Source organism: Arthrobacter sp. NPDC093125, assembly GCF_044754225.1.
Classification (GTDB): Bacteria; Actinomycetota; Actinomycetes; order Actinomycetales; family Micrococcaceae; genus Arthrobacter.
In genome coordinates this window covers 140,125-152,208 of record NZ_JBIVOQ010000009.1, presented here as the reverse complement: position 1 = coordinate 152,208, position 12,084 = coordinate 140,125, and the positions used below count along the sequence as shown (strand labels likewise).

At 67.1% G+C, this 12,084-nt stretch carries 9 protein-coding genes; 3 read left to right on the top strand and 6 right to left on the bottom strand.

Annotated elements, in window-relative coordinates; all coding sequences use genetic code 11:
• A partial coding sequence (locus tag ACIP9X_RS16280; RefSeq protein ID WP_400480788.1) for an IS5 family transposase occupies window positions 1-345 on the bottom strand: 345 nt, incomplete at its 3' end.
• A gap of 59 nt (window positions 346-404) precedes the next feature.
• On the opposite strand from ACIP9X_RS16280, the gene ACIP9X_RS16275 reads away from it, so the two are divergent.
• Window positions 405-923: a DinB family protein gene (locus ACIP9X_RS16275; RefSeq protein WP_400480787.1), complete on the top strand. Its 519-nt coding sequence runs from the start codon at window positions 405-407 to the stop codon at window positions 921-923.
• Window positions 924-943: 20 nt separating this feature from the next.
• Here the strand turns inward: ACIP9X_RS16275 and ACIP9X_RS16270 are convergent, their stop codons facing one another.
• Genes ACIP9X_RS16270 through ACIP9X_RS16255 form a run of 4 tightly spaced genes read right to left on the bottom strand, consistent with a single transcriptional unit; the run spans window position 944 to window position 8,255 of the window.
• The gene (locus ACIP9X_RS16270) at window positions 944-1,936 is read right to left on the bottom strand and encodes a GNAT family N-acetyltransferase (RefSeq protein ID WP_400480786.1); all 993 of its coding nucleotides are present in this window, start codon (window positions 1,934-1,936) and stop codon (window positions 944-946) included.
• Between the two features lie 9 nt (window positions 1,937-1,945).
• Window positions 1,946-5,578, bottom strand: coding sequence for a thiol reductant ABC exporter subunit CydD (gene cydD / locus ACIP9X_RS16265; protein ID WP_400480785.1), 3,633 nt, complete (start codon window positions 5,576-5,578; stop codon window positions 1,946-1,948).
• A 7-nt stretch (window positions 5,579-5,585) separates the two neighbouring features.
• Window positions 5,586-6,635, bottom strand: coding sequence for a cytochrome d ubiquinol oxidase subunit II (gene cydB / locus ACIP9X_RS16260; RefSeq protein WP_400480784.1), 1,050 nt, complete (start codon window positions 6,633-6,635; stop codon window positions 5,586-5,588).
• An 18-nt stretch (window positions 6,636-6,653) separates the two neighbouring features.
• Window positions 6,654-8,255 (bottom strand): cytochrome ubiquinol oxidase subunit I, encoded by a 1,602-nt coding sequence (locus tag ACIP9X_RS16255; protein ID WP_400480783.1) that lies wholly within the window; start codon window positions 8,253-8,255, stop codon window positions 6,654-6,656.
• Window positions 8,256-8,531: 276 nt separating this feature from the next.
• Here ACIP9X_RS16255 and ACIP9X_RS16250 point away from each other — a divergent pair, with 276 nt between their 5' ends.
• Together ACIP9X_RS16250 and ACIP9X_RS16245 are read left to right on the top strand one after the other, a co-directional pair.
• A complete protein-coding gene (locus ACIP9X_RS16250; RefSeq protein ID WP_400480782.1) occupies window positions 8,532-8,918 on the top strand; it encodes a BlaI/MecI/CopY family transcriptional regulator in 387 nt (128 codons plus the stop codon).
• 6 nt (window positions 8,919-8,924) lie between these two features.
• A complete protein-coding gene (locus tag ACIP9X_RS16245) occupies window positions 8,925-9,911 on the top strand; it encodes a M56 family metallopeptidase (protein ID WP_400480781.1) in 987 nt (328 codons plus the stop codon).
• A 23-nt stretch (window positions 9,912-9,934) separates the two neighbouring features.
• On the opposite strand, the gene ACIP9X_RS16240 is transcribed toward ACIP9X_RS16245, so the two are convergent.
• Window positions 9,935-12,040 (bottom strand): type IIA DNA topoisomerase subunit B, encoded by a 2,106-nt coding sequence (locus tag ACIP9X_RS16240; RefSeq protein ID WP_400480780.1) that lies wholly within the window; start codon window positions 12,038-12,040, stop codon window positions 9,935-9,937.
• Window positions 12,041-12,084 lie beyond the last annotated feature (44 nt).

Genomic DNA, 12,084 nt, shown 5'->3' with positions numbered 1-12,084 from the left:
GCGGGGAAGGTTGGTGCCGTGCTGGTGGGCGCGGTTCACAGTCGAGTCAACCGAGACAGACCAATCCACTTCACCGCGGGCATCCGCGACCGTCAGCAGCCCGGCCAGGATCCTGTCCCACGTTCCGTCACCGCTGTAGCGGCGGTGCCGCTTCCAAATTGTCTGCCATGGACCAAACTCGGACGGCACATCCCGCCAGGCAATCCCGCACCGATACCGGTAAATGATGCCCTCCACCACCCGGCGATCGTCCCGGAACGGGCGACCGCGGCGGCCGGCAGAGGACGGCAGCAACGGCTGAATGCGGGCCCACTGCCCATCAGTCAAAACAGAAGTACGAGACACCCTTCAAGCATCCCGAAGAGCGAGCCGAGAATTTAGGAGACACGCCCTAGACTACTGGCATGCCTATCATTCCGGATGCCAAAGACTGGACCTGGGTTCTCTCCCGGCCCTGCAACGAATGCGGATTCGACGCCTCGGCGGTGACGCCGTCGACTGTGCCGGGCAGCGTGGAGAACATGCTCCCGCGCTGGCGCGCCGTGCTGCGCCGGCCGGACGTTGCTGAGCGCCCAAATGACAGCACGTGGTCGGCGCTGGAATACGCCTGCCATGTCCGGGACGTCTTCAACCTATTCGACCGGCGGCTGAACCTCATGCTCACCGACGACGACGCGAAGTTCGACGACTGGGACCAGGACCGGACGGCCGTGGAGAGCGACTACGCCAACGCCGAACCGGCGCTGGTGGGCGCCGAACTGACCGCCGAAGGCGAACAGGTTGCCGCCTCCTTCGCCCGGGTTAACGAGTCGGAATGGGGCCGGACGGGGCTGCGCAGCAACGGCTCAGAATTCACGGTCCTGACCCTTGCCCAGTACTTCCTGCACGACGTCACCCACCACCTGGTGGACGTGGACGGCTAGCAGCCGGCCGCACCGTTCAGCTAACCCAGGGACTTGTCCCAGGCCAGGCTCCTGTTGACAGGCTGGTAGCCCATCTTCAGGTACAGCGCGAGCGCGCCAGTGGGGTTCTCCGAGTCGACATCCAGGGACGCCACGTCCAACCCTTCGCCGGCAAAGCGCCGCATGGCATCGGCGAGCAGCGCACTGGCGATGCCGCGCCCGCGGAACTCCCGCCGCACGCCGAGCAAGTCGGTGTAGCCTTCGCTGAAGCCCCGGGTCACGGCGCTGTCGGGGTCATAGGTGGCCAGCTGGTACCCGGCCACCGTCCCGGTGGCGCGCTCAAGCACAACGGCGCTGAGGTCGGGCCGGGACTGAGGGTCGTTGACAATGAATCCCCACGACTCTTCGTCCTTCGGCTCGCTCCCCCAGTGGTCACGGAAGGCATCGTTGTGCGCGAGCCGTACGGCCTCACTCAGCTCGGGGCCCATGGCCACCAACTCAAATTCCTGGTCCACGCCGACCTCGGGCAAGGACCCGGTCAGTGGCCGGTGCATCTCATTGAAGTAGCGCACCACGCTGTACCCATGCCGTGCGAAGAGCGCGGCCTGGTGCTCGTGCTGCTGCTCGTTGTGGATCCGGAGCCGCGCAGCGGGGCCTCTGTCCTCGACGAAGCGCTGCCGCGTCCGCGCCTCGAGCCATTCCAGCAGCGCAGAACCGACACCGCGGCGCTGCCATGCGGGATCGACGCAGCCGAAACCGTACGCTTTTCCGCTTTCCGGGTTCTTGGTGATGCGCGCGTAGGCCCGGGCCACCCCATCCGGGCCGAACCCCAGCACGGTGTTGCCCTCCGGCGGGTTCTTCCGGGACTCCATGATCTGCTCGAGCTCAGGCCGGCGCTCAAACCACACCGGCTTCTCCACCGCCGCCGTCCGGGCGATCAGCTCCGCCCAGGCCCCGACGTCGTCAGTCCCGGCGCTTTTCCACCGCAGCGAGGGAAAGTTGACAGTGCATTCCGCGGAGCCGGATCCAATCATGGAAACAGGCTAACGGGAGGCCCGCGACGGCGCCATGGACGCGCCGGACCTGATTTCCCTTGCCGGGGATTCACCAGCCTGCGGTTCACCGGTTGGGGATCCGCCGGGCAGGGCTTTTCCGGGTGAGGCTTCCCTGCCCGGGCGGAGTGCCAGCAGCGCGTCCTCAGGGCTGATGTCGTCCGGGTTGTGCGTCACGAGCACCACGGTCCGGGAACGGAGCCCGGCCCGCAGATCAGCCATCAGCGCCCTGCCCGATTCGGCGTCGAGGTGGGCTGTGGGCTCATCCAGCAGAATGACCTCCGCCTGCGTCATCAGGGTGCGGGCCACAGCGAGCCTTTGCCTCTCCCCGCCACTGAGGAAGGCGCCGCCCGGACCGATCCTGGTGTCGAGGCCCTGGTCGAGCCGCTTCAGCAGCGGCTCCAGACCGACAGCCTTGAGCGCCTGCTGCATGTCCCGTTCGGGATCTGACGCCTGCTTAGTGTCTGATGACTGCACAGGACGCCCCAGCAGCAGATTGCCCCGGATGGTGGAATCGAAGAGGTGTGCCTCCTGCGGGCACCAGGCCACCCGGCCGGTGACGCCGATCCGGCCTTCGCGGACTGGCAGGAAGCCAAGCAGAACAGCCAGCAGGGTGGATTTACCCGCACCGGAAGGCCCGGTGACAGCCAGCCAGCGGCCCGGTTCCGCCACGGCCGACAAATCCGTAAAGACCGGTGCGCCCCCGGGCCATGCCGCGGACAGGCCGGCCAGTTCAATCCCCGCGCGGCCCCCCTGCCGCGGCGCCGGAGCGGCCAGCTCCGGAGCCGTCAGTTCAGGATCCGTCAGTTCAGGAGCTTGGGATCCGCGGCCCTCTTCCAGCACCCCGGACTCACCGATCCGCCGCAGCACGGCACGCAGTGCGGGGAACTGGCGTACCGCCGTCGTCATGGCACCGAACGGTTCCGCGAGGGCCAGCTGCATCAGGACAACGACGGCCGCCGTTGGGGCTGCGACGGCGCCCTCCATGACCTGCGGTGCTGCAAGGACGGCACAGGCCAGTGCCGCGGCGCTGCAGGCCGCGACGGTGATCGCCTGGCCGAGCCCTTCAGCCCAGGCGGAGCGCTGGGACGCCCGCGTGGCCGCGCGGTCCTCCGCCCGGATGGTATCCAGGACGGATGCGGCCGCGCCGTTGGCGTGCAGCTCGGCCCTGGCATCCAGAGCGGCGGCGATGCGGCGCAGGACGCCGGAGCGGAGCCGCTGCTCGGTGCGGGCAGACATTCGGTCGGCCAGCAGTGCGGCGGCGGGCGCCAGCACCAGGCTGGCGGCGGCCGCAGCCAGGACCGCCGGCAGGGCAGCCGGCAGCAGCCAGGCTGATGCTGCGACGGCGGCTGCGGCCACGGCCAAAGCCGTCACCGGCGGCAGGACCACCCGCGGCAGCAGATCCCGGACGGTGTCGACGTCGTCGATCACCACACCGAGGACGTTCCCGCCCTGGAGCAGCCGCCGCAGGGACAGGGCCCGCCGGCTCAGCGACTCCCACAGGCGGCCGCGCAGCAGCGTCAGCGACGCAAAGACCCCGTCATGAAGCAGCAGCCGCTCACAGTAGCGCAGCACGGCCCTGCCGATTCCGAAGAACCGGACCCCCACGATGGCCGTGAGCAGGTACAGAATGGGCGGCTGTTCGCTGGCCCGCAGGATGAGCCAGCCGGACAGCCCGGAGAGGGCAACAGCAAAAAGGGAGGCCAGCGTCCCCACGGCGCCGGCGCCCGCGAACTTGCCGCGCACCGAGGCGAGCAGCCGGCCCAGCAGGCCGGCGGTCGGCGCGGTCTGTTCAGCTGCCGTTGCTTCAGCCTTGGAGGCCAGGTCCTGTGCTGCGGCGCCGGACTGCCGGGATGCTGTGGCGCCGCCACTCCCGGCCGGGACTGCGCTTCGGGAGACAGTGCTGGCGGAGGCGGTCCGGGCAGAGGCAGACCTTCCGGATACCGGTGCCGCCTGCCCGGCCGCGGCCAGGGGAACCACGTGGTCGGCCAGCTCGCGAGTCTGCCGGTCATGAGCCACCAGGATGACTGTCACCCGGTTGCGGAGGTCACGGATAGCGTCCGCGACGGAATCGGCGGTCTCCCGGTCCAGGTGGGCGGTGGGTTCATCGAGCAGCAGCACGGTGGCTCCGGCCTGGACGCGTGCCAGACCGCGGGCGAGCGCCACGCGGCGCAGTTCACCGGGGCTCAGTTCCGCGGGGTGCTTGCCGGCCAGGTGGGCCGCAGCGGCCAACGCGAGGCACTGCACCACGTCCTCGTCGGCGTTACGTGCGTCTGCAGGGCTGGCCGTTTCGGAGCCGCCGGCCGTCCGGTACAGCAGTACCTCTTCCCAAACGGTATCCGCAACCATGACCGGATGCTGGGGCACCCAGGCCACGTCCCCGGGGGCGAAGCCTTGAAGGGTTCCGGCAACTCCGGTGCCGGCAGACTCGGTGCCGGCAGACTCGGTGCCGGCCGCGTCGGTGCCGGCCGTAGCGCCGACTGTCCCTGCCAGGACCCCCAGCACGGTGCTCTTCCCGGCGCCGCTGGGTCCGTCCAGGGCGGTAATCAGCCCCGCCGGTGCGGTAAAGCTGAGTGGCCCGACGGCGGCACCCGACCTTCCGGCGTAGCGGACGGTCAGTCCGCCGACCGTGACGTCCTGAACACTCCGGGAACCGTCGGCCGGAACAACCGCGGGATCAAGCCGCCGCTGGCCGGACGCGTCCAGCACCGCCGTCGTCTCAGCGAGCGCCGCGCGGCCGTCGTCGCTCGCGTGGTGCGCCGTTCCCAGTTCCCGGAGCGGCAGGTAGCAGTCCGGTGCAAGGATCAGGGCGAGGAGTCCCGCCTCCAGCGCCATGTCGCCGTGCACCAGCCGCACGCCGATGAAGACGGCAACAACGGCCACGGAGATCGTGGCGATCAGCTCAAGCGCCAGGGCAGAGAGGAATGCGGTCCGGAGCGTGCCCATGGTGCGGGAGCGGTACTCCTCGGAGATGTCTTCGAGCGCGCGCCGCTGGGCCACAGCCCGGCCCAGCCCCACCAGCACCGGAAGTCCCTTGGCCAGTTCCAGCATGTGGGCCGAGAGCCGGGACAATGCCGCCTGCGCGTCCTTGACCCTGTCTTCCGTATAGCGGCCGATCAGCACCATGAACAGCGGCACGAGCGGCACGGTCAGCACGACCACCACGGCGCTCACCCAGTCCGCGAACAGGATCCGTGCGCCCAGCAGCAGCGGTATGGTGGCGCAGTTCACCAGGGCGGGCAGGAACTGGGTGTAATAGCTGTCCAGTGCGTCCAGGCCCCGCGTTGCCAGCACGGCCAGGCCGCCGTCGGCCGGGCCCGACGTGCGGACACCGTTGCGCAGGACGTGCTCCAGGAGCTGCGAGCGCAGCTCCTCCTTGACCCCCAGCGCAGCCCGGCGGGAGGCCACTCCGTGTGCCCAGACCGTGACTGACCTGAGGACAACGCCGGCCATTCCCCAGACCAGCTGGTCCGCCCACGCAGGGTCTTTGGTCATGAGGCCGGCCAGGACCGACGCCACGGCCTGTCCCATGAGGACGAGGGCGAGCGCTTTCAGCGCCGCGAGCAGGCCCAGGCCATAGAGCGCGGCACGGGTTGACGGTCCGCTGGGAAATTGTGGCTTCACGGTATGTTCAGTCGTTCCTGAGGAAGGCTTTGGCGGCGATCGCGGGCACGAAGCTGTGCGCCTCCGGAATGTGCGCAGCGCTGACCCTGCGGCGGAAGACCCAGTAGGTCCAGGCCTGGTAGGCGATCACGAGCGGCAGTCCCACGCACGCCACGACGGTCATCAGCCCCAGCGTGTAATCAGAGGATGACGCGTTGGCGATGGTCAGGCTGAACGCGGGATCGATGGTGGAGGGCAGCACCCTGGGGAAAACGGCCCCGAAGATTGAAGCGGTACCGCCCACCAGGAACATCCCGGTGGCAAGGAAGGCCCTGCCCTCTTTGCCTTTCCGTGCCTGGATCCACGCGGTGCCTGCGGCGAACACGGCAGCGGCGAGGAGAGCCAGCGTCCAGGTCTTGCCGAAGAGGAGCTGCACGCTCACGGCCCAGGCAGCCATGGGCAGCAGCAGGACGGGCAGCAGCCGCACAAACCAGCGGCGGGCACGGTGCCGGACCTCGCCGTCGGTCTTCAGCGCAAGGAACGCGAGCGCATGCAGCAGCGCAAAGCCGGCCACGGCAAACCCGCCGAGGACGGCGTAGCCGCTGAACCAGGCGAACGGTCCACCTTCCCGGTCCCCGTTGGCGTCCAGGGGCAGGCCGGTGGTGGTGAGCGCAAGGGCCGCACCCACCCCGAAGGCGGCCACGAAGGAACCGACGGCGATGGCCCAGTCCCAGGTGGTGCGCCAGCGGACGGTGTCCACTTTCCCGCGGTATTCGAAGGCCACTGCCCTGAAGATCAGGGCCACAAGGACGATGAGCAGCGGCAGGTACAGGGCCGAAAAGAGGGACGCATACCAGAACGGAAAGGCCGCGAACGTGGCTCCGGCTGCGGTGAGCAGCCAGACTTCATTCCCGTCCCAGACCGGTCCGATGGTGTTGAGCAGCACGCGCCGTTCCGTGTTGTCGCGGGCGAAAAGCTTCATCAGCATGCCGACCCCAAGGTCGAACCCCTCGAGGAAGAGGTATCCCGTCCACAGCACGGCGATGGCGATGAACCAGACAGTGGGCAACAGTTCCATGTTCCGTATCCTCAGGTCTTAGTAAGCGAAGGCCAGCACGTCGTCGCCCGCTCCGGGCTTGCGGGGCCCGTCCGGACCGGGCGTGGCGTCCTCGTTCTCGTCAACGGGTGCATGGGCCAGTTCCGGCATTGCGGAGACGACGCCGCCGCGGACGTACTTGACGAGGAGTTTCACCTCCACCACGAGCAGCACGGCGTAGATGGCGGTCAGGACGATCAGGGAGGTCAGGATCTCGCCAGCCGAAACCCCGGGGGAAACGGCGGCTGCCGTGAACATGAAGACCGGGTCGATGCCGTTGAGGTCGGGGTTTGGCGCGACCACGAAGGGCTGGCGTCCCATTTCCGTGAAGATCCAGCCGGCGGCATTCGCTCCGAACGGGGCCAAAATTCCGAACACGGCCAGCCGCATGAGCCAGCGGGACTGCGGAACGGTGCCGCTTCGGGTGACCCAAAGCGCCAGGAGTGCGGCGAGGGCGGCGACTCCACCGAAGCCGATCATCATGCGGAAGCCCCAGTAGGTGACCTCCATGACCGGCACGTATTCGATTTCCTGCCCTGCACGCTCACCGTAGATGGGGTAGTCCGGCAGGTGGGTGCCGTAGTCGGCCTTGTACTGGTCCACCAGGCTGTTCACGCCCTTGACCTCGGTGGTGAAATCGCCCTTGGCCAGGTAGGAAAGGATGCCGGGCACCTCGATCAGGGCCACGATGTCATCGCAGTTCTGGGATCCGAGGTTTCCCACGCTCAGGACCGAAAAGCCCGTGCCGTCGTGGCAGGCTGCCTCTGCGGCGGCCATCTTCATCGGCTGCTGCTCGAACATCAGCTTGCCCTGGAGGTCTCCGGTCAGCGCGGTGCCGGCGAAGGAAATCATCGCCACAACCGCCCCGGTCCGGAGGGAGCGGAGCCACACGGTGTGGTCGGTGCCGTCACGGCCGGGGATGTCGGCAGAGCCGACGATTACCTTCCCGTCGTTGCCCACGGTGTCAATGCCGTCGCGGCGCCGCCGCCAGAGGTGGTACCAGGCGATGCCGAGCAGGAACCCGCCTGCAACGGCGAGGGCACCGAAGAGGGTGTGCGGCACGGCGACGAGGGCGGTGTTGTTGGTGAAGACCGCCCAGGCATCGGTCATGACGGGCCGGCCGTCGATCATGTCGACGCCCACGGGGTGCTGCATCCAGCTGTTGGCGACGATGATGAAGTAGGCGGAAAAGAATGAACCGACGACGGCGATCCAGAGGCAGGCCAGGTGGACGCCCTTCTTCAGCTGCTTCCAGCCGAAGATCCATAGCCCCAGGAACGTGGACTCGACGAAGAACGCAAGCAGGGCCTCAAGGGCCAGCGGCGCTCCGAAGACGTCGCCCACAAAGCGGCTGTACTCACTCCAGGCCATGCCGAACTGGAACTCCTGCACAATGCCCGTGGCCACACCCATGATGAAGTTGATGAGGAAGAGCTTTCCCCAGAACTTTGTCATCCGCAGATAGGCCGGGTTGCCGGTCCGGTACCAAATTGTCTGCATCACGGCCACGACGAGGCCCAGGCCGATCGTCAGCGGCACCATCATGAAGTGATAGACGGTGGTGATTCCGAATTGCCAGCGTGCGATTTCCAAGGCTTCCAAGGCGGTCCCTACTTTTAGGCTGGTCCAGGCTCTCAGGCGATGTTTTCTACGTCGCGTAGAACATCAACTTCTACAAAGTGTAGAACAGCGTCCACGGCACTGTAAACATCGTTGCAGCGCCCCGAGGCCGGTGGCAACGACCTGCGGCGCGCCGCGGGTTCTACCTCATGTAGAAAGAAAGGCGGAAACGCGTTAGATTTGTACTTGAAGTATCGGGATCACAGCACGCAGCGGCCAGCCGGCCGCCCGGCGGGGTGATGGCAGAAGGATGTACAGATGGCGAGTCTTGGTGAACTGGAACGGGCAGTGATGGACCTGCTCTGGGCGGGCCAGGAAGCGGCAACCGCCAATACTCTGCGCGACATGCTGGCACAGAGCACCGCCGCGCAGGGCGGCGCGGCAGGGCACGTGGGGAAGGACCTTGCAGTCACCACTGTCCTCACAGTGCTTTCGCGCCTCGAAAAGAAGGGCCTGGTGGAGCGTGAACGCGGCACCCGCCCGCACCGCTACCAGGCAGTTTCCAGCCGGGAGGACCACACGGCGGAACTCATGCACGAGGTGCTCGGATCTGCCCCGGACCGCGAGGCCGTGCTGGCCCGGTTCATCGGTTCCGTGACGGAAAGTGAAGCTGAGACACTGCGCAAACTGCTTGGCCACAGCTAGCGGACTATGTTCTGGACCTCATATTTCCTGGCGGTCCTGGCGATAGTACTGGCATGGCCGGTACCTATCCTTCTTTCCCGCGCGCACTGGCCTGCGCGGGATCCGTTCACGGCCATGGTGCTGTGGCAGGCCATCGGCCTCGCCGGTGGCCTGTCCATGATTGGCGCCATGCTGGTGTACGGGCTCGAGCCGATCGGTGACAACCTCATCGCCGGCCTGCGGGCGCTGGCCGGAATGGTGTTCCAGAATGAACCCACCACAGCCCTCGGATTTTGGCACCTGTTTGCCCTGTCCGCAGCCGCGCTGCTGACCGCGCACCTCGTGTTCACCCTGCTGCTGACGTATTACAAGATCGAGAGGCAGCGCCGCAAGCACCGCGAGCTGCTCGCCCTGCTGGCTTCCCCCTCCGAACACGGCACCGCCACGATGGTGATCAATCACGACTCGCCGGTCGCCTACTGCCTGCCGGGCGGCGCACGGTCCGTCACGGTACTCTCCGACGGGCTGATGGCGGCACTGGAACCGGCGGAACTGCGTGCCGTGCTGATCCACGAGAACGCTCATCTCAACCAGCGCCACCACCTGCTGCTGTGGGCCTTCGCGGCGTGGCGGCAGGCGCTTCCCTGGCTGCCCACGACGCGTCTGGCGCAGGAGGCTGTCAACTCCCTGATCGAAATGCTGGCCGACGACGTGGCCCTCAAAACCGAGAGCAAAGCCACCCTGATTAAGGCCATCGCGATCGTGGCCAGCGGCTCCGCCCTCCCACAGGCAGCGCCTGCCTTCGGCCAGAGCGGCCGGACCGACCAGGGGCTGCAGCTGCCGGACGGCGCCGGAGGTTCGGGCCCGGCAAGCACGACGGCGTCCCGCGTCAGCCGCCTGCTCTCACCGCGCCCTCCGCTGCCCGGCGCCATACGGGGCGGAGTGCTCGCCGTCTGTGTGCTGCTGCTGGCCATGCCCACGGCCCTGCTGATCGTGCCGGGACTGCTGGGCTAGAGACGCCCTGGACGGGGCCGCCGTCAGGCGTCGATGCGGTCGCGGTCCAGGCTGGCTGCACCTGCAACGATGAAGTCTTTGCGCGGCGCTACGTCCGATCCCATGAGCAGGTCAAAGGTGGCCTCGGCCTGCTGGGCGTTTTCAATGTTCACTTTCCGAAGCATGCGGTGCCGGGGATCCATGGTGGTCTCGGCGAGCTGCTCGGCGTCCATCTCGCCCAGGCCCTTGTACCGCTGAATGGGTTCCTTGTAGCGCTTGCCTTCCTTGGCGAGGCGGGCAAGCAGTGCGTGCAGCTCCGCCTCCGAGTAGGTGTAGATCATCTCGTTGGCCTTCTGGCCGGGGTTGATGACTTCCACGCGGTGCAGCGGGGGCACCGCCGCGAACACCCTGCCCTGCTCCACCATGGGCCGCATGTAGCGGAAAAACAGGGTGAGCAGCAGCGTCCGGATGTGGGCGCCGTCGACGTCGGCGTCCGTCATCAGGATCACCTTCCCGTAGCGGGCGGCTTCGATCGCGAAGCTGCGTCCGGACCCGGCGCCGACCACCTGGATCAGTGCAGCGCATTCAGCGTTGGACAGCATGTCGCCCACAGAAGCTTTCTGCACGTTCAGGATCTTGCCACGAATGGGCAGCAGGGCCTGGAAGTCGGACGAGCGGGCCAGCTTCGCGGTGCCAAGGGCGGAGTCGCCCTCGACGATGAACAGCTCGGAGCGGGCGACGTCGTCCGTCCTGCAGTCCGCCAGCTTGGTCGGCATCGAGGAGGATTCCAGTGCCGATTTGCGGCGCTGCGTCTCCTTGTGCACGCGGGCGGAGATGCGGGATTTCATCTCGCTGACGATTTTTTCCAGCAGCAGCGCCGACTGAGCCTTGTCGTTGCGGTTCGAGGAGTTGAGCTTTGCCGTGATCTCCTTCTCCACCACCCGCGCCACGATGGCCTTTACCGCCGAGGTGCCGAGGATTTCCTTTGTCTGTCCCTCAAACTGCGGCTCGGCGAGACGGACGGTCAGCACGGCGGTCAGGCCGGCGAAGATGTCGTCCTTCTCGATCTTGTCGTTGCCGGCCTTGAGCTTCCTGGCGTTGGCTTCGACTGCCTTCCGGAACGTCTTGACGAGGGCCTGCTCAAAGCCGGACTGGTGGGTGCCGCCCTTGGGCGTGGAAATGATGTTGACGAAGGTGCGGACGGTGGTGTCGTAGCCGATGCCCCAGCGCATCGCGACGTCCACTTCACAGTCACGCTCGACTTCGGCCAGGGCGCTGTGGCCCCTTTCATCGAGGACCGGGACAGTTTCCTTGAACTTTCCGGCACCATGGAGGCGCCAGACGTCCGTGACCCCGGAATCAATGGCGAGGAACTCCACGAACTCGGAAATGCCGCCGTCATGGTGGAAAATCTCCTCGTGCGGCCCGTTCTCGCCGGGGGTGCCGGCAAGTTTCCGTTCGTCACGGACGGTCAGCTTCAGGCCCGGGACCAGGAATGAAGTCTGGCGGGCGCGGGCGGCCAGTTCCTCGTAGGAGAACTTGGCGTCGGGCGTGAAGATCTGCCGGTCCGCCCAGTAACGGATGCGGGTGCCGGTAACCCCGCGTTTGGCCTTGCCCACAACGTCCAGCACCGAATTATCCACGAACGGTTCGAAGGGGGCTGCCGGATCCGGGCGCGTACCGTCCTTGAAGCGGCCGGGCTCTCCCCTGCGGAAGGACATCTTGTATGTCTTGCCGCCGCGGTCCACTTCAGCGTCGAGCCGGGCGGAGAGCGCGTTGACTACCGAGGCGCCCACGCCGTGCAGGCCGCCGGACGCTGTGTAGGACCCGCCGCCGAACTTGCCTCCGGCGTGCAGCTTGGTGAAGACCACTTCCACGCCGGTGAGGCCGGTCTTGGGTTCGACGTCGATCGGGATGCCACGGCCGTCGTCGTGGATTTCCACGGAGTTGTCCGCGTGCAGGATGATCTTGATGTCGTGGCCGAAGCCAGCCAGGGCCTCATCCACCGAGTTGTCGATGATCTCCCAGAGGCAGTGCATGAGGCCCCTGGAGTCGGTGGAACCGATGTACATGCCCGGGCGCTTCCGGACAGCCTCGAGGCCCTCCAGCACCGAAAGATGGCGGGCGGTGTAATCAGAACTCGGTGCCACAGGCAGTGAACCCCTTCGAAAGACGGCCCGGCAAGGGCGTTAAA

Coding starts and splice junctions, on each gene's coding strand:
- ACIP9X_RS16270 (WP_400480786.1), bottom strand. CDS start 1,936: ATGATTGGATCCGGCTCCGCGGAATGCACTGTCAACTTTCCCTCGCTG.
- ACIP9X_RS16245 (WP_400480781.1), top strand. CDS start 8,925: ATGTTCTGGACCTCATATTTCCTGGCGGTCCTGGCGATAGTACTGGCA.
- ACIP9X_RS16250 (WP_400480782.1), top strand. CDS start 8,532: ATGGCGAGTCTTGGTGAACTGGAACGGGCAGTGATGGACCTGCTCTGG.
- ACIP9X_RS16275 (WP_400480787.1), top strand. CDS start 405: ATGCCTATCATTCCGGATGCCAAAGACTGGACCTGGGTTCTCTCCCGG.
- cydB (WP_400480784.1), bottom strand. CDS start 6,635: ATGGAACTGTTGCCCACTGTCTGGTTCATCGCCATCGCCGTGCTGTGG.